Source organism: Polynucleobacter sp. SHI8, from assembly GCF_027944005.1.
GTDB lineage: Bacteria > Pseudomonadota > Gammaproteobacteria > Burkholderiales > Burkholderiaceae > Polynucleobacter.
On record NZ_AP027204.1, the window covers coordinates 1177287 to 1196041 of the forward strand.

15 protein-coding genes and 1 tRNA gene are annotated in these 18755 nt (G+C 40.1%); 13 read left to right on the plus strand and 3 right to left on the minus strand.

The genetic code is table 11. From position 1 onward, the window contains the following. Window positions 1-15: 15 nt before the first annotated feature. Window positions 16-1143 (plus strand): alanine racemase, encoded by a 1128-nt coding sequence (gene alr, locus QMN06_RS05930; RefSeq protein WP_281971624.1) that lies wholly within the window; start codon window positions 16-18, stop codon window positions 1141-1143. Here alr and QMN06_RS05935 read toward each other — a convergent pair. Then, the gene (locus QMN06_RS05935; protein ID WP_281971625.1) at window positions 1140-1988 is read right to left on the minus strand and encodes an outer membrane protein assembly factor BamD; all 849 of its coding nucleotides are present in this window, start codon (window positions 1986-1988) and stop codon (window positions 1140-1142) included. The two genes, alr and QMN06_RS05935, sit on opposite strands and share 4 nt — an antisense overlap. Before the next feature lie 58 nt (window positions 1989-2046). Here QMN06_RS05935 and QMN06_RS05940 point away from each other — a divergent pair, with 58 nt between their 5' ends. The 7 genes from QMN06_RS05940 (at window position 2047) to QMN06_RS05970 (ending at window position 9725) form a co-directional block, all read left to right on the plus strand. Continuing rightward, the gene (locus QMN06_RS05940) at window positions 2047-3090 is read left to right on the plus strand and encodes an RluA family pseudouridine synthase (protein WP_281971626.1); all 1044 of its coding nucleotides are present in this window, start codon (window positions 2047-2049) and stop codon (window positions 3088-3090) included. After that, window positions 3090-3872 carry a peptidoglycan editing factor PgeF gene (pgeF, locus tag QMN06_RS05945; protein WP_281971627.1) on the plus strand — a complete coding sequence of 261 codons (783 nt, stop codon included), beginning with the start codon at window positions 3090-3092 and terminating at the stop codon, window positions 3870-3872. The genes QMN06_RS05940 and pgeF overlap by 1 nt, the downstream gene beginning before the upstream one ends. A gap of 101 nt (window positions 3873-3973) precedes the next feature. Continuing rightward, the gene (gene phaC / locus QMN06_RS05950) at window positions 3974-5611 is read left to right on the plus strand and encodes a class I poly(R)-hydroxyalkanoic acid synthase (RefSeq protein WP_281971629.1); all 1638 of its coding nucleotides are present in this window, start codon (window positions 3974-3976) and stop codon (window positions 5609-5611) included. A gap of 21 nt (window positions 5612-5632) precedes the next feature. Next, window positions 5633-6373, plus strand: coding sequence for a 3-ketoacyl-ACP reductase (locus tag QMN06_RS05955; protein WP_281971630.1), 741 nt, complete (start codon window positions 5633-5635; stop codon window positions 6371-6373). Window positions 6374-6554: 181 nt separating this feature from the next. Continuing rightward, entirely contained in the window at window positions 6555-7076 is a 522-nt protein-coding gene (gene phaR, locus QMN06_RS05960) for a polyhydroxyalkanoate synthesis repressor PhaR (protein ID WP_281971734.1), read from the plus strand. Window positions 7077-7088: 12 nt separating this feature from the next. Further along, complete coding sequence (gene rimO / locus QMN06_RS05965) at window positions 7089-8444, plus strand: 30S ribosomal protein S12 methylthiotransferase RimO (protein WP_281971632.1); 1356 nt, start codon at window positions 7089-7091, stop codon at window positions 8442-8444. Window positions 8445-8543: 99 nt separating this feature from the next. Continuing rightward, a complete protein-coding gene (locus QMN06_RS05970) occupies window positions 8544-9725 on the plus strand; it encodes an acetyl-CoA C-acyltransferase family protein (protein ID WP_281971633.1) in 1182 nt (393 codons plus the stop codon). On the opposite strand, the gene serB is transcribed toward QMN06_RS05970, so the two are convergent. Both serB and mfd read right to left on the minus strand, forming a co-directional pair. After that, window positions 9726-10487: a phosphoserine phosphatase SerB gene (serB, locus tag QMN06_RS05975; protein WP_281971634.1), complete on the minus strand. Its 762-nt coding sequence runs from the start codon at window positions 10485-10487 to the stop codon at window positions 9726-9728. Between the two features lie 103 nt (window positions 10488-10590). After that, the gene (gene mfd / locus QMN06_RS05980; RefSeq protein ID WP_281971635.1) at window positions 10591-14118 is read right to left on the minus strand and encodes a transcription-repair coupling factor; all 3528 of its coding nucleotides are present in this window, start codon (window positions 14116-14118) and stop codon (window positions 10591-10593) included. 58 nt (window positions 14119-14176) lie between these two features. Here mfd and ispF point away from each other — a divergent pair, with 58 nt between their 5' ends. The 5 genes from ispF (at window position 14177) to clpP (ending at window position 18753) form a co-directional block, all read left to right on the plus strand. Beyond that, window positions 14177-15370, plus strand: a complete 1194-nt coding sequence (ispF, locus tag QMN06_RS05985; RefSeq protein WP_281971636.1) for a 2-C-methyl-D-erythritol 2,4-cyclodiphosphate synthase — start codon at window positions 14177-14179, stop codon at window positions 15368-15370. A gap of 8 nt (window positions 15371-15378) precedes the next feature. Next, a complete protein-coding gene (locus QMN06_RS05990; RefSeq protein ID WP_281971637.1) occupies window positions 15379-16488 on the plus strand; it encodes an alkene reductase in 1110 nt (369 codons plus the stop codon). An 81-nt stretch (window positions 16489-16569) separates the two neighbouring features. After that, window positions 16570-16656: transfer RNA gene (locus QMN06_RS05995), tRNA-Leu, on the plus strand. A gap of 106 nt (window positions 16657-16762) precedes the next feature. Further along, the gene (gene tig, locus QMN06_RS06000) at window positions 16763-18100 is read left to right on the plus strand and encodes a trigger factor (RefSeq protein WP_281971638.1); all 1338 of its coding nucleotides are present in this window, start codon (window positions 16763-16765) and stop codon (window positions 18098-18100) included. A 29-nt stretch (window positions 18101-18129) separates the two neighbouring features. Further along, window positions 18130-18753, plus strand: a complete 624-nt coding sequence (gene clpP / locus QMN06_RS06005; protein ID WP_281971639.1) for an ATP-dependent Clp endopeptidase proteolytic subunit ClpP — start codon at window positions 18130-18132, stop codon at window positions 18751-18753. Window positions 18754-18755 lie beyond the last annotated feature (2 nt).

An 18755-nucleotide genomic window follows, 5' to 3' on the forward strand; every position in this document is an offset into this window, starting at 1 on the left:
TAATTCAAACTAAACATGAAGCATCGACCAACTAAAGCATCGATTTTGACACAGAATCTAAGTCATAACCTTTTAAAGGTTAAAAAAATGACCAATTCGGCACCAACATGGGCAGTGGTTAAAGCAAATGCTTATGGACATGGTTTAAAGCCTGCGCTCAAAGCCTTTCAAAATAGTGAGGGGATTGCCCTTTTAGATATGGAGCACGCTGCACTGGCACGGGAATGTGGTTGGCAAGGCCGGATTTTATTATTGGAAGGTATCTTTACTGAGGGCGATCTGGATGACGCCTTGAATCTATCTTGTGAAATAGTGATTCATCATGAACAGCAAGTTACTTGGTTAATCCAATGGTTTGGAAGACAGAGTTCAGGAAATGTAACTCAGTTTTTGGCCAATTGTCCCCTATGGCTTAAGCTGAATTCAGGCATGAATCGATTGGGTTTTAAATCTGCCCAATACGGTGTTAGTTATGAAATCTTGAAGCAGATGGGGTGTACGGTCCATCATCTAACACATTTTGCAAATGCAGACGATCCTCAAGTTTCGCCATCTGTAAAAGATCAATGGGAAATTTTTAGTAAAGCAACACAGTATGTCGACGGTTTAAAGAGTGCCGCAAATTCTGCTGCAATCATTGGACATTCCTTTACTCATGCTGACATGACGCGTCCAGGAATTATGTTGTATGGTGCATCACCTTCAGGAAAGTATGAAGATATTGCGAATTTAGGATTAAAGGCTGGAATGAATTTACGCTCGGAAATAATAGCCTTCCAAGAACTTCAGGCGGGGGACACCGTCGGCTATGGGAGTCAGTATCAGGCCAAGAAAAATACCAAGATTGCCGTCATTGCATGTGGTTATGCGGATGGTTATCCGAGGAGTGCGCCTAATGGAACTCCGGTTTGGATTGGGAAATCAGAAAATATGATGGATGGCCAAATTGTTCCTTTAGTTGGTAGAGTTTCTATGGATATGATGATGGTAGATGTTACAAACATTGCCCACGCACAGATTGGTTCGCCAATAGAGTTATGGGGAGAACTTAACCCTATTGATGATGTGGCATTTCCAGCAAAAACAGTCGGTTATGAATTAATGTGTGGTCTTGCTAACCGGGTCAGGCAAGAAATTCTTTAATTGCTGGTGTTCCAGAACTGCCACCACTTAGCCTGTTGAGCCGTAACGGCCTGTCTTTTGCCAGTTTTAAAAATTTCACTATTTGGGAAGTTGCTAGTAAAGATACGCATAGTATCTGTACTTAATTCTTTCATACCCAATGCATCATATGACTTCACCATCAGGTAAAGGGCTTCCTCAAGAGCTGGAGCTCGGTCGTAGTCCCTTAAGGCATTTTGAGCGCGATTAATGGACGCTATATAAGCACCACGACGATAATAATAACGAGCGGCATTAACATCACTTTCCGCTAAAGCATTGACGATATAACGCATGCGATCAAGGGCATCTGGAGTATATTTGCTATTAGGGTATCTTAAGGTGAGAACTTTAAAAGCCTCATAGGCATCTTTGGAAGCTTTCGGATCTCTTTCACTGAGGTCTTGCCCAGAAAATTTTGCTAAAAAACCTAAATTATCATTGAATGTTATTAGGCCTTTAAGATAGTAGGCATAGTCGATGTCAGGATGATCTGGGTGAAGTTGAATAAAACGGTTGATAGAAGCTAGAGCAAGTTCTTGCTCATTGCGCTTCCAATTGCAGTAAGCTGAATTAATTTGTGCTTGTTCTGCAAGGGGACCAAAAGGATATCTGGCCTCGAGTTTCTCATAATATTTAACGCAGTTTGGATAATCATTATCTTTAAGAGCAGATTTTGCTTCGCTTATTAATTTGCTCTGAGACCAGCCAGCAGTTTCATCCACGTCTTTTCCTGCACATCCTGAAAATATTCCCATCAGCAAAATGAGTGATAAATATAGTGAATATACTGATATACGCTTTAAACTAGATAGATTAGTAAACAATTGAATCTCTAAAAATAAAAACACATGGTTAAAAAGCCAACACTCACCTTATATGAGCATGATGGAATACTCTGATTATATCGATGATGCTGAAGGAGGGGAAGAAGTTCCCCCTTTACAGGTGATTGAATTCGATTTACCCCTTGAATTAAGGGGTGAAAGGATTGATAAGGCGATTGCCAAAGTAATACCTTCATATTCTAGAAGCAGGATTCAGCAGTGGATTGAAGCAGGTTTGGTATTTGAAAATGAACGACAAATTCAAGCCAAAGATCATGCAATGGGGATGGAGCATGTCCGGATATCAATTCCTCCTGACCCACAAAATAGCGCCTATCAAGCAGAAGACTTACCACTTGAGGTTATTTATGAAGACGCTGATATTGCCTTGATTTATAAGCCTTATGGATTGGTTGTTCATCCAGCAGCAGGCAATTGGTCTGGAACCCTTCTTAATGCCTTGTTACACCATTTTCCCGAATGTTCTGAAGTTCCACGAGCAGGGATAGTCCATCGGTTGGATAAGGATACCTCTGGCTTGTTGGTGATTGCTAGAACCCTTGCGGCGCAAAATGGCTTGGTTCAACAACTCCAAAGCCGCAGTATGGAGCGTAAATATATTGCTTTGGTTTGGGGTAAAACGCCACTGAGCAAAGTCATTCACGGCGCAATTGGTCGAGATTCCAAAGATCGTTTAAGAATGAGTATGCAAGTTGCTGGAGGTAAAGAGGCGACAACACATGTAACAACGCTGTATCACGCTTCATTTGAAGATAAGCCTATTTCTTTAGTGAGTTGTCAATTAGATACAGGTAGAACCCATCAAATACGAGTTCATTTAGAGTCTTTAGGCCATGCTTTAGTCAACGACCCAATTTATAAAAATAAAATTCCTCATCAAACCGCTCTAATTTTAAAAAATCAACTCTTTGACAATGACATTCAATTTCCAGGTCAATTTTTACATGCTGGTTTATTAGGTCTTGAGCATCCAAGAACGAGAGAACATCTTCGTTTCGATGTGGATCCGCCGATCGCTTTTGTCCAAACCCTAGATTTTTTAAATATTCCACGCACCGCATGGGAAAAGGTATTTGATTGATGAATTTAGTACATACCAATCATGGTTTAGATATTTTAGTACCTAATTGGCTCGTACCCGAACATGTTCAGGCATTTGTTTCGACCCGCATTGGTGGAGTGAGTCAGGTACCTTATGATTCTCTTAATGTTGGTAAACATGTAGGAGATCAAATCCATGATGTCGAGAAAAATCGTGAACTACTACAACAAATTTTACCTGCACAACCGCTATGGCTTAACCAAGTTCATGGAACTCAGATATGGACAAGCTTTGAATCTAGTCTTGAAGCAGATGGGGCAGTGACAGAGCAGTCTAATCAAGTGTTAACGATTATGACCGCCGATTGCATGCCAATTTTGTTTTGTGATGAGCAGGGTGATATTTTGGGTGCCTGTCATGCTGGATGGAGAGGTTTGGCTCAAGGAGTAATTCAGAAAACACTCGATCAAATGATTCGCAAAAAACAGCCTAAAGATACCAAACGATATATTTCAGAAATCAATGTTTATTTAGGACCAACCATCGGACCGAGTCATTTTGAAGTGGGGGGAGATGTTTATGATGCATTTTCTATGATCTTACATTCGCAGCAATTGGATTCGTCTTTTGTATCATCCGCTCAGACTGGTAAATATCTCGCCAACTTATTTGCTATTGCACAATTTCAATTAAATCACCTTGGGATAGAGCGTATTTTTTCAGAAGAAATCTGTTGCTTTGAACATTCTAATTTGTTTTATTCTCATCGTAGAGATAAGAAAACAGGTCGCTTCGCCAGTTTTTTATGGAAATCTGAGTGATATTTAAATATTGGGCATAGGGTTTGCGCTGATAACTATTTTTGAACTTTAAGAATAAATTGTTATCTTATAGGTAATATTTCATTTCTTAGAGGTTTTTCTTGAATAATCATGCTTTCCCCTTTGGTGGATTTAACTCACCAAAACTTTCCGAAATGGATATGGCTTTAATTCCCCAAGAAAAGTTATCTGAAATTGAGCATCAATATGCAACTGATATGTATCAATTGTGGACTGGTAAGTTAGATAAGCCACTAGAAGATCCCCGTTTTCGTTCACAGATTTGGCATGAAGGTTTTTCATCATTTGTTTATCAGATGTATTTAATTAACTCACAGCATTTGACCGCATTAGCAAATGCAGTAGAAGCAGATATTAAAATTAAACATCGCATCATCTTTGCTACCGAGCAAGTGATTTCATCGATGTCCCCCACGAACTTCTTAGCAACTAATCCCGAAGCTATTCAAGAGTTAATTAACTCTAATGGCCAATCATTTACGAATGGATTAAAAAATCTCTTATCTGATTTACAAATCGGAAAAATTTCTCAAACGGACACCAACGCCTTTGAAATAGGAAAAAATATTGCCACAACAGAAGGGGCTATTGTTTACCAAAATCAATTGTTTCAATTGATTCAATATAAGCCCAGTACCGCATTGGTTTATGAAAAGCCCTTATTGATGGTGCCACCTTGTATCAATAAATACTACATACTAGATTTACAACCGCAAAGTTCACTCGTTCAATATTTACTGAGTCAGGGCTTTACGGTGTATATGGTTTCATGGAAAAATCCAGATCAATCCATGGCTGAAGTCACTTGGGATGATTATGTTGGACTTGGAGTTATTGAAGCCATTCGGGTATGTGTTGAAATATCGAAACAAGCTCAAATTAATATATTAGGATTTTGTGTTGGTGGAACTCTTGTTGCCTGTGCCCTTGCTATTTTGGCGGCAAAGAATCTTCATCCAATTGCTAGCCTAACTTTGTTAACTTCATTTTTAGACTTTTCTGATACAGGAATGTTGGATGTTTTTATTGATGAAGCCATGGTGGAGCATCGTGAAAATACCTTAGGTGGGAAAAATGGTAATTTTGGACTTCTCAGTGGAACTGAATTAGCCAACACTTTTTCTTTTTTAAGACCGAATGATTTGGTGTGGAACTATGTTGTTTCTAATTACTTATTAGGTAAAACCCCACCGAGCTTTGACCTGTTATTTTGGAATGGTGATTCAACTAATTTACCTGGCCCTATGTACGCCTATTATTTGCGACATATGTACCTGAATAACGAACTCAAAATACCCAATTGCCTAACGATGTGTTCTACCCCAGTGGATTTGTCGAAAATAGCATGTCCTGCTTATATTTATGCATCCCGTGAAGATCACATTGTTCCCTGGAAGTCAGCCTATAACTCTACGCAAATTCTGAAAGGTCAAAAACGCTTCGTGCTTGGTGCATCAGGTCATATTGCAGGGGTCATCAATCCTCCCCATAAGAAAAAACGTAATTACTGGACATCAACCAAACTTCCTCGTGAAGCGCAAGATTGGTATACAACAGCCAATTTGATTGAAGGAAGCTGGTGGCCAGATTATGTACAGTGGTTAGCGTCTCAAAGTGGTAAGAAGATAAAAGCCAAAAGCCAACTAGGCAACATTAAGTTCAAAGTTATCGAGCCCGCACCCGGTAGCTATGTAAAAGAAAAAGCAGTAAAAGTTTAATTAAAACATTGAGGAGAAATCATGAGTAAAAAAATTGCATACGTTACAGGTGGTATGGGTGGGATTGGAACCGCTATTTGTCAAAAACTACACAAAGATGGCTGTATTGTGATTGCAGGATGTGGTCCTAACTCCCCACGTAAAGACCGTTGGTTAAGCGAGCAAAAAGCGATTGGTTATGACTTTCATGCCTCAGAGGGAAATGTTGGCGATTGGGATAGTACTGTGGCTGCATTTAACAAAGTAAAAGCAGAGATTGGTACAGTGGATATTTTGGTTAACAATGCCGGCATCACGAGAGACACCGTCTTTAGGAAGATGACGCCTGACGACTGGAATGCAGTGATTAACACGAATTTAAATTCGCTCTTTAACGTGACCAAACAGGTTATTGATGGAATGGTTGAAAATGGTTGGGGTAGAGTAGTAAACATTTCCTCTGTAAATGGCCAAAAGGGTCAGTTTGGACAGACGAACTATGCCACTGCAAAAGCAGGTTTAAGAGGATTTACAATGGCTTTGGCTCAAGAAGTGGCTACCAAAGGAGTAACAATCAATACCGTTTCTCCTGGCTATATAGGAACTGATATGGTCAAAGCGATTCGGGAAGATGTTTTAAACAAAATCATTGAAACCATCCCTGTAAAGAGACTTGGTACACCTGAAGAAATTGCCTCAATTGTGGCTTGGTTAGCTTCTGAAGATGGTGGTTTTGCTACTGGCGCAGATTTCTCCTTAAATGGTGGTTTACATATGAGTTAATGGAACTAACAAATAATCAGACTACAATAAGCCATATCCCTAGGCATATAAAGGTCGTAGATTGATTATGGCAAGTCCAAATACCAAACCAGCAAGAAAAGTAGCAGCGAAGAAGACCTCAGCGACAGCGAGGACTTCTTCAGCTACCAAAACCACTGACAATCAATCAGAAACCTCTGATATGTTTCATGGTCAGCGGATTATTAAAAAATATCCTAATCGTCGTCTTTACGATACGAAACACAGCACCTACATTACATTGTTTGATATCAAAGGCCTTGTCATGACACAAGAGCCTTTTGTTGTATTAGATGCAAAAACAGGCGAAGAAATTACGCGCAGCATTTTGATGCAAATCATTTTGGAGGAAGAGTCGGGAGGACACCCGCTATTTTCAACGCAAAGTTTGATGCAAATGATTCGTTTTTATGGAAACTCTTTACAAGGGATGATGTCCCCTTTTTTAGAGCAAAACATCAATCAATTTGTTGATTTACAAAATCAATATGTTCTTCATTGTCAAAAAATTGGTGGGCTTTCTACCCCAGAGTCTTGGTTAAGTTTTATCAATAATCGGTCACAAAATGAGTTGATGAATCCAATGCAATTTTTTACGAATGCAGGAGCGCAATTTTGGGACCAAATCCAGACTCAATCGCCAAAGATGATGTCGGGTTTTCCATTTAAACCATTTAAGTCATAAAGGAACTGCGTTTTGTCAAAAGTTGGATTTGTCTCTTTAGGATGCCCTAAAGCACTTGTTGATTCTGAATTAATCCTTACCAGGTTGAGTGCCGAGGGTTATGAAATTGCGAAAAACTATAGCGATGCAGAAATTGTTGTGGTTAATACCTGCGGATTTATTGACTCAGCAGTTGAGGAAAGTTTGCAGGCCATTGGAGAGGCTTTACAGGAAAATGGACGAGTCATTGTTACCGGTTGTTTAGGTGCTAAGACTGAAAATGATGGACAAAATACCGTTTTTAAACATCACCCGAAAGTGTTGGCTGTCACTGGCCCGCATGCTACCAATGAAGTACTTGATGCTATTCATCAAAACTTACCCAAACCACATGATCCTTTTATGGATCTGGTTCCTGACATTGGTATTAAATTAACACCTAAGCACTATGCTTATCTGAAAATTTCTGAAGGGTGCAATCATTCATGTACTTTTTGCATCATTCCGGATATGCGCGGTGGTTTAGTCTCTAGATCAATCGATGAGGTATTGCGTGAGGCACAAGCACTTTTCACATCCGGGGTAAAAGAATTATTAGTTGTTTCTCAGGACACAAGTGCCTATGGTGTTGACATTCAATATCGGACAGGGTTTTGGAATGGCCGCCCAATGAAGTCTAGACTCTTCGAATTAGTTCAAGAGCTGAAGATATTAGCAAGGGAACATGATGCTTGGGTTCGCTTACACTACGTTTATCCATATCCTCATGTCGATGACATCATTCCCTTAATGGCTGATTTTTCAGAGCATGGTAACGGGCTACTGCCTTATTTAGATATACCTCTACAACATTCTCACCCTGACGTGTTAAAGCGTATGAAAAGACCTGCTGGTGGAGAAAAGACTATTTCAAGAATAGCCAATTGGCGTTCAATTTGTCCTGATATAGTCATTCGCAGTACATTTATTGCTGGTTTTCCAGGCGAGACTGAGGAAGAATTTACCCATTTATTGTCCTTCCTGGAAGAAGCTCAATTAGACCGCGTAGGTTGTTTTGCATACTCTCCTGTAAAGGGGGCTAGGGCGAATGAGTTGGCAAATCCCGTACCTGATGAAGTACGAGAAGAAAGACGTGCAAGATTTATGCAAATGGCAGAACAAATATCAACAAAAAAATTGTCGGCTGTGATTGGTAAAAGAATTCGAGTTTTAGTTGACTCTGTTAATTCACAGGGTGGAATAGCAAGAAGCTTTTCAGATGCTCCGGAAATCGATGGTTTTGTCTTTGTCCAACCCCCAGAGCGTCCTTCAAAACGTTATCGAAGTGGCGAATTTATTAAGGTCACGATTGCCGATACCCAAGGCCATGATTTAGTTGCAATCCCTTGAATATGTGGTTTGAGACGTAATGCCGTATTTGTTTCATAATTTCGTGATTGAATATGAGGATAGGTATTTTTTGAAGTTTCAATTTTCTAAGGGGGATTTATGCAAGAAGTCGTCGTTTTAAGTGCAGTAAGATCAGCAGTTGGAAGTTTTAATGGGTCATTAAGTGCCATGGAACCAGCTGATTTAGCTGGAGTTGTGATGAAAGAGGCTGTTGCACGCTCGAAAGTTGATCCAGCATTAATCAATTACGTTACTGTTGGTAATTGTATTCCGACAGAAACTAGGTATCCTTACGTTGCTCGTGTTGCAGCAATCCAAGCCGGTTTGTCCATGGACTCTGTGGCAATGGCTGTGAATCGTTTATGTAGTTCTGGCCTTCAAGGTATTGTTACTTCAGCTCAGCAAATCATGTTAGGTGATTGTGAGTATGCAATTGGTGGGGGAGTAGAGGTCATGTCACGCGGCTTATACGGTTCTCAAGCAATGAGAAATGGTGCCAGAATGGGTGATACTAAATTAATCGATTTAATGGTTTCTCCATTGACTGATCCATTTGGCGTTGGTCATATGGGTATTACTGCTGAAAACTTAGCAAAAAAATGGAATATAACGCGTGAAGAGCAAGATGCTTTTGCAGTTACTTCGCATCAAAAAGCTGCTGCAGCAATTGCGTCTGGTCGTTTCAAAGAACAAATTGTTCCTGTTACTGTCAAGACTCGTAAAGGAGACGTCATTGTTGATAATGATGAGGGCGTTAAAGCAGAAACAAGCATTGAAAGCTTAGGTAAACTTAAGCCAGTATTTTTAAAAGAGAATGGTACCGTTACTGCAGGAAATGCCTCGACCATCAATGATGGCGCTTCGTTCTTTGTTTTAGCATCTGCTCAGGCAGCTCAAAAAGCTGGGCAAAAGCCGATTGCACGCTTAGTTTCTTATGCCGTAGCGGGTGTACCCAATGAAGTCATGGGAGAAGGCCCAATTCCTGCAACACGCCTAGCACTTTCAAAAGCAGGGCTAACTTTAGCTCACATGGATGTGATCGAATCCAATGAAGCATTTGCTGCTCAAGCTTTAACCGTTGCTAAGGTTCTCGAATTAGATATGACGAAAACCAATCCAAATGGTGGAGCAATTTCGATTGGTCACCCAATTGGTGCATCTGGAGCTGTTATTGCAACGAAGGCGATTTATGAATTGCACAGAGTTGGCGGCAAGTATGCATTAGTAACAATGTGTATTGGTGGTGGACAAGGTATTGCTGCAATTTTTGAGCGTCTTTAATTAAGTCGCTTGAAATAAATCAAGCACACCATCTAAGCCGACGAACTGAAAAGTTCCGTCGGCTTTTTCTTGCACAATTGGTTTAGGCTGATAACCAATGGATAAGCCAGCATTTGCCATCATGGGGAGATCATTGGAGCCATCACCCATTACTAGAGCTGCTTGAGTTAAGACTCCTAATCGTTCGCAGGCAAGCTGCACAAAGTTTGCTTTTGCTGCACCATCAACAATTGCACCTAATACTCTACCGGTTAAGTACCCATCGATGATTTCTAATGTGTTTGAATGAGCTTCGTCGAGTTGTAAAAGATCCTTGATTCTACTTGTGAAGAAAGTAAATCCACCAGATACGAGAAGTGTTTTCCAGCCTAATGCTTGTGCTACTTGAATTAAGTGCTTCGCACCGGGATTGAGTTGTAACCGATCTTGATAAACGATATCTAAATCAGTTGCGGGTACACCTTTGAGGAGGCTTACACGGGCGATTAAACTTTCTGAAAAATCTTTGATTTCGCCGCGCATACTTGCTTCTGTGATTTTGCTAACTTCTTCAACCTTGCCACATTGTCTGGCGATTTCATCGATACATTCAATATTAATTAAAGTGGAGTCCATATCAAAAGCGAGCAATCGAATTTGGTTAGGATCAAAAGTATCTTTTAAAAAAATGGTATCTGTAGAATATTCAAAGGCAATTTTTTGTAATTCTTTTTTATGATGTAAATCACAAGGCTGATTAAGGATAAATTCTATGGTCTTCAAGCTAAGAGGCCTATAGGATTTAACCGCATAGTTTCTAAGGATAACTTCAACAAGCAGTTGAGGTACTTCACTAAGGTGGGTGAGAATAAGTCGATTCATGTGATTAGGAAAGGTAAGAGAGCAGTTTTTTTAAGGCAAAGGTACGCTGCTCTAGTAATTGAAAACCATTCGCCGGGTTTGGGGAAATTCGTAGTCGATCTGGTCCGGATAATTGGACAAATCGATCTTTTTGAATCAGCTGAATAATCTTCATCGAATCAATATTTGGCTTAGGAATAAATTGAATTTTAATGGCCTCAGCAGAAGCCTCAATTTTTTTAATCCCCAATTTTTCCATTTGCAATCGTAGGCGGTGATTATCTAAAAGAGTTTTAGCAGATTCAGGAAGGTCACCAAAGCGATCGATGATTTCTGAGTGGATATCGTCAATATCCTCATGAATATTAGCGCTAGATAGCCGTTTATACAAGGATAGTCGTTCATGAACATCGGGGCAATATGCATTTGGTAATAGGGCTGGACAGCCTAATGAAATATCTGTAATGGCATGCATTGGACTTAATAAATCAGGTTCCTTACCTTTTTTTAATTCAGAAATTGCTTTGTTGAGCATTTCTGTATAAAGCTGGAAGCCAATTTCATGGATATCGCCTGATTGTTTATCACCTAAAACCTCACCGGCACCCCTAATTTCAAGATCATGCATAGCCAAATAAAAACCAGATCCAAGCTCCTCCATCGAGACAATGGCATCTAGGCGTAATTTGGCTTGTTTGGTTAGACCCTCAGGATCTGGAACAAGTAAATAGGCATAGGCTTGGTGGTGAGATCTTCCGACACGACCACGTAATTGATGTAACTGCGCCAAACCAAATTTATCGGCACGGTGCATGATGATGGTGTTGGCCGATGGGACATCAATACCTGTTTCAATAATGGTCGAACAGAGTAAAACATTACAGCGTTTGGCGACAAAATCATGCATGACTTGCTCTAGATTTCTCTCATGCATTTGCCCGTGAGCAACTCCAACCCGAGCTTCTGGAATTAATTTTTCTAGTGCTTGACGCCTGTTTCTAATGGTTTCAACTTCATTGTGTAAGAAATAGACTTGTCCACCGCGTTTTAATTCACGCAGGATAGCTTCACGAATCACACCATCCCCTTCACGCCTGACAAAAGTTTTAATTGCTAAACGTTTTTGGGGAGCCGTTGCAATGACTGATAACTCTCTTAAGCCCTCAAGGGCCATTCCTAAAGTGCGTGGAATTGGGGTGGCTGTCAATGTTAGAACATCTACCTCAGCGCGTAATGCTTTGAACGTTTCTTTTTGCCTAACCCCGAAACGATGTTCTTCATCAATAATTACGAGTCCTAAGCGATTAAATTTAATTTCAGGAGACAGTAGTTTATGCGTGCCGATAATGATATCGGCATGACCACTCTCAAGAGACTCGAGTGCATTTTTAATTTCTTTTGCTGACTGAAAACGCGAGACTTCAACAATTTTTACAGGCCAATCGGCAAAGCGATTTTTCCAAGTATTCGCATGTTGCTCAGACAATAGGGTGGTAGGTGCTAAAACAGCAACTTGTTTACCCCCCATTACAGCAACAAAACTTGCCCTTAACGCGACCTCAGTTTTGCCAAAGCCAACATCACCACAAATTAAGCGATCCATGGGTTGACCGCTCGTCATATCTTTAATTACTTCATCAATCGCATTTTGCTGATCAATGGTTTCTTGAAATCCAAAACTTTCAGCAAACGCATCATAATCATGGCTTGAGTATTGAAAAGCATGGCCGTGTCTGAGAGCTCTTTTTGCATAAATATTCAGAAGTTCAGCAGCCGTGTCTCTGATTTGTTGAGCGGCCTTTCTTTTGGCTTTTTCCCATTGGCCAGAACCTAGATTGTGAAGAGGTGCATTCTCAGGATCAGAACCTGAGTACCGAGAAATTAAATGTAATTGATGAACTGGAACATATAAAGTAGCGCTATTGGCATATCGTAGATGTAAAAATTCTTCATCACCTTGCCCCAGATCAATGATCAATAATCCCTGATAGCGGCCGATCCCATGCTCTGAATGAACAACGGGGTCGCCGATTTTTAATTCAGAAAGATCTCTTACCAAGTAATCGACATTTGTTGCTTGATCTTTTTTACCAATTTTTCCAGCTTTTCTTTGTTCTGAAGAGTTCGCAAAAATTTCTGATTCAGTCAGCAGGGTAAGTTGAAGATGCTTAGAAATAAAACCATCTAACAAAGGTGCAACCACCATACCAATTCTTTGTTCACTGACTAAAAATTCAGGAATATTGGAAAATTCTTCAACATGAAAATTGTCTTTGGCATCAGGCTCGACAGATTCATCGAGCAATTGTTTAATCGCTTCTCTACGACCGGGACTATCGGCGCAAATTAAAATTCGATGAGTAGACGCACGAACATATTGTTTTAATTGCAATATGGGGTCTTTATTACGGCGAATCACCGCTACATCTGGTGGGGGTGAAAAATAAGGATTATCTGAATCTTTTTCTGGACTATCTAAGAAGACTCTAGCAAATGGTTTGAGAAGAGCGAAAAAACTCTCTTCGTTTTGATAAAGTTCTGCCGGCGGTAGAATCGGGTGTTCAGAGTCGTGTGATAAAAAATGATAGCGCTCTTGAATCCCTTTCCAATACTCCTGTATGGCTACTTGTAAGTTTCCAACCCCCCAAATCCAAGCAGGATGATCAGATTTAGGTAAGTAATCAAAAATGACCGATGTCTGATCAAAAAATAGAGGTAGGTAGGACTCAATACCTGCACCAGGGATACCTAAGCCAACATCTTTGTATAGAGGGCATTTAGCAGGATTGCCCTCAAAAACTTCACGCCACTTACCACGAAAATCTTTACGGGCTTGTTCATGAAATGGGAATTCATGACCAGGCAGTAGTTTAATTTCTTTTACAGGGTAGAGACTGCGTTGCGTATCAGGGTCAAAGACTTTGATTTGATCGATCACATCGCCAAACAAATCAATTCTGAAGGGCAGTGCTGCTCCCATCGGAAATAAGTCAATTAAGCCACCACGGATACTGTACTCACCAGGCCTTACAACTGCAGATACAGGATCATAGCCACCTTGTTGAAGTTGGTGGTGTAAGGCAGATTCATTAATGCTACTACCTTGTTTGAAAAAGAAAGTATTAGCAGCTAAGAATTCAGGCGGGGCAAGGCGAGTAAGAACAGAACTAATAGGGATAATGACCACATCGCAAACACCTGTCATCATTTCATGAAGCGTTTTTAGTCGTTCAGAAATGAGGTCATGGTGCGGTGAAAACTGATCATAAGGCAAAATCTCCCAATCTGGCAGTAAAGAAACCCGAAGTTCGGAGTTGAACAGTGGTATTTCCTGGGAGAGTCTTTGAGCAGTCGTTGGTTCACTACAAATCACCACCATAATAGAAAAATTACTTCTATAAAATTTAGCGTGTTCTGCAATGACACCTGCGTCACTTGAACCAATACAATGATTCCAGGTAAAGCGTTTCCCGAGCTCAGGTCCAGTTAAGGGGGGCGTGAGCTGAATCAAGCTTGGCGGAGTATTCGTTTTTACAACTTTGTTATCGGACATTGTCTACATTATAGAATTGAAGCATGTTCGCTTAAAAACTTATTGAAAGAACTTTTGTATGTCAAACGCACCGAATTCACCGAGATGCCACGTATTGATACCAAGCGCAGGCAATGGGTCACGATTTGGGGGAGATATTCCTAAGCAATTTCAGATGCTTGCAGGTAAAAGGGTAATTGATCATTCGCTGGACTTATTTGCATCCATGACAGAAATCTCATCAATTTGGGTGGGAAGTTCTCATCCAGACCTGCAATTGATACCATCTTTATCTAAGCCCATTCATATAACCCAAACAGGTGGAGCAACTCGTTCACAAACCGTTTTAAACACTTTAAAGTGGATGATTGATCAACAAATCCCATTGACAGATTGGGTATTAGTCCATGATGCCGCGCGTCCTGGGGTCAGGAAAAAAGATGTGCAGAATTTAATCTCTGCTGTTTTAGAGGACGTATCTGCCTGTGGGGGTATTTTGGCTTTACCTGTGGCTGATACCCTTAAGCAATCTAGTATGGATCATGCCCTGATTGAAAAGACAGTGAGTAGAAATCTCTTGTGGCAAGCACAAACCCCACAAATGTTTCAACTCGGTCAATTAAAAATAGCGATTGAACAAGCCCATACTAGAGGGGCAGAGATCACAGATGAGGCAAGTGCCATGGAAGCATTGGGATTTTCACCAAAATTAGTCAAGGGCTCCCTTGAGAATTTTAAAATTACCTATCAAGAGGATTTATTTACCATGGAAAAGTTATATCGTAAGGAATCATTCATGCGCATTGGTCAAGGATATGATGTGCACCGACTTGTTGAAGGTCGAGCCCTTATTTTGGGAGGAGTGGAGGTACCATACGAGCTTGGTTTATTGGGTCACTCCGATGCAGATGCTTTATTGCATGCCATTACAGATGCATTGTTAGGGGCTTCTGGACTTGGTGATATTGGAAAACATTTTCCTGATTCAGATCCACTATATAAAAATGCGAATAGTATTGATTTATTAAAAAAAACCTATCAACTAGTTCAAGAGAAGGGCTTTGAACTCATCAATTTGGATGCAACGATTATTTGCCAAAGCCCCAAGCTATCCCCACATATATCCAGTATGATTGCCAAGATTAGTGAGTCTTTAGTTGTTGATGCCTCAAGAATCAACATCAAAGCTAAAACCAATGAAGGTCTTGGTTATTTAGGAAATTCTGAGGCAATTGAAACTCAGGCGATAGTATTACTTCAAACAATTAATTAGGAATGTACATGTCACAAGAAAACTTGCAATTATTAAAGCCTCTAAAAATGGGTTCTTTAGAACTAAAGAATCGATTGATTATGGCGCCTTTGACACGGATGCGTGCGATAGAAAATGATGTCCCCAATCCCTTAGCTCAGACCTATTATGCTCAACGAGCAAGTGCAGGTTTAATTATTTCAGAAGCCACGCAAGTTAGTCCTTTAGGTAAGGGGTATCCAGCAACCCCAGGTATATACAGTGCCGAACAAACCGCAGCATGGTCAAAAATTGTTCAAGATGTGCATACTAAAGGCGGTAAAATTTTTGCCCAGTTATGGCATGTGGGAAGAATCTCTCACAGCTCTTTTCATGAAAATGAAGGCTTACCCATTGCCCCATCAGCGATTAAACCTGAAGGAAAAACATTTACGAATTCTTGGAGTATGGTGCCTTATGAGACCCCAAGAGCAATGACCCTTGAAGATATTCATGCACTGATTGAGCAATTTTATCAAGCTGCAGTAAATGCCAAACAAGCAGGTTTTGATGGTATTGAGATTCATAATGCGAATGGTTATTTATTGGATCAATTTTTACAATCATCGACAAATCAAAGAACGGATGAATATGGTGGATCTAAGGAAAACCGTACACGACTGATGCAACAAATTTTGGATCGTGTAAAGACCGTTTTTGATTCATTCAGAATTGGAGTAAGACTCTCTCCATTTGGAACATTTGGTGATATCTCTGATGAAGATCCAATTGGCTTATTTACCCATGTGATTGAAGTGTTAAATACTTATCAATTAGCCTATTTGCATGTGATTGAGCCAAGATCTACATCTGCAGGTGCGAATGACAAAGTAGCAACTGAAGCTCCCTGTACCTCAGATCAGTTTAGAAATGTTTATAAAGGTATTTTTATCAGTGCTGGAGGATATGATCGACAATCTGGTGAAGCTGCTCTGCAAAATAACCAAGCGGACGCCATTGCTTATGGAAGGTTATATATTTCAAATCCTGATTTAGTTGAACGATTTGCGCAAAACGCACCCCTCAACCCATATGTTCGTGATACTTTTTATGGCGGATCAGAAAAAGGCTATACCGATTATCCAAGCTTAAATCAATAAATTTATCGAACTTATTTCTAAAATATGACCTTCTAGGCGAAGACACTGTAAAATGTCGGATTACTTTGAGAAATTGAAGTTGCGAGGATGGCGAAATTGGTAGACGCACCAGGTTTAGGTCCTGACGCCAGAAATGGTGTGGGGGTTCGAGTCCCCCTCCTCGCACCAAGATAGGCCTTTTATTATTGTGTATTGATCTTCATGAGCTTGAATACAATGATAAAAAGCTGAATTTCCCAAGAATGATTAACTTGTTTTATTACCTTAAATACTTATGTCACTTCAAATTGAAAATATTGGCGCTCTGGAAAGAAAAGTTTCTTTAGAGTTTTCCAAATCTGAACTTTTGCCTAAGCGCGAAGCAAAATTAAAACAACTTGGTAAAAATATGAAAATGGCCGGTTTTAGACCTGGAAAAGTGCCATTAAAAATGATTGAGCAGCAATATGGTCAACAGGTCGACTTCGAATTGTCCTTTGATCACGCTTCTAATCGTTTTTTTGAATTTGCCCAAGCAGAGAAAATTGAATTAGTTGGTCAACCACGTTTAGAACCAAAAAGTGAGTTAGACGCTGATCAAATCGTTTTTGATGCCTTTTTTGAAGTGTTTCCACAAGTCACGATTGGTGATGTGAGTCAAACTGAAATTACACGTTACGATACAGAAGTAAACGATGCGGAGATTGATAAAACGATTGATTTACTTCGTAAACAACGTGTTCATTACCATCCACGTGGCGAAGATCATGGTCACGGTGATGGTGGGGCTGATCAATCAGCTCAATCCGGAGATCAAGTCACGATTGATTTTGTTGGATCGATTGATGGAATTGAGTTCGACGGTGGCAAAGCAGATGACTTTACGTTCGTTTTGGGTCAAGGGCAAATGTTGCCTGAGTTTGAAGCAGCTGCCCTTGGTTTAGTTCAGGGAGCAGACAAAACTTTTCCGTTAAATTTCCCTGAGGATTATCACGGTAAAGAAGTTGCCGGAAAAACTGCTGAATTTAAAATAACCATGAAAAAAGTGGAGTGGCCTTACTTACCTGAATTAGATGAAGAGTTTGCTTTAAGTTTAGGTATGGCAGAAGGTGGTATGGAGAAGGTGCGTAATGAAGTTCGTCAGAATTTAGAGCGTGAAATCGAACGCAGAAAACAAAGCATCTTAAAAAATCAAGCATTAGATGCTTTATCCAATGCTACAACTCTAGAATTACCTAAATTTTTGGTCAGCCAAGAAGAAGAGCGTTTAATTGAGATGGCGCGTAGTGATTTGGAGCAACGTGGTGTACCGAACGCCAAAAATGCACCGATTCCTCCAGGGATGTTTACACCTCAAGCAGAACAAAGAGTCAAATTAGGTTTGATTCTTAATCAATTGGTGAAAGATGAGTCTTTAAAAGCAACTGCAGACCAAATTAAAGCAGAAATTGAAGATCAAGCAGCTAGTTATGAAGATCCTAAGGAAGTGACTCGTTGGTACTATAGCGACCCCAGTCGACTTGGAGATGTAGAGTCATTAGTAACTGAAAACAATGTTGTAACTTATGTATTATCAAAAGCAAAAGTAATTGATAAAAAGGTAAGTTTTGAAGAATTAAGCGTCATCAAGTAATATATAAATTACTTTTAAAGGAAATAGTTATGTCGCTAAAAGATTTTGATCCATCACTCCAGCCACAAAATCTTGGCTTAGTTCCAATGGTGATTGAAACTTCAGGTCGAGGTGAGAGAGCATATGATATTTACTCGCGCTTATTAAAAGAACGCGTTGTTTTTCTGGTGGGTGAAGTAAATGACCATACAGCTAACTTGGTGATTGCTCAGATGTTATTTTTGGAGAGTGAAAACCCAGACAAAGATATTTCCCTATATATCAACTCACCTGGTGGATCTGTTTCCTCCGGCTTAGCAATTTTTGATACGATGAATTTTATCAAGCCTGACGTTAGTACATTGTGTATGGGCTTAGCCGCTAGCATGGGCGCTTTTCTGTTATCAGCTGGTGCAAAAGGTAAGCGTTTTGCCTTGCCAAACTCCAGAATCATGATTCATCAACCATTGGGTGGTGCCCGTGGTCAGGCATCTGATATTGAGATTCAGGCACGTGAAATTTTGTATTTGCGTGAACAGTTGAATAAGATTCTCTCTGAGCGAACAGGTCAGACCATTGAAACGATTGCTAAAGACACAGATCGCGACAATTTTATGTCGGCAAATCAGGCTCAAGAATACGGTTTAATCGATAAAGTGATTGCTTCGAGGTAAGC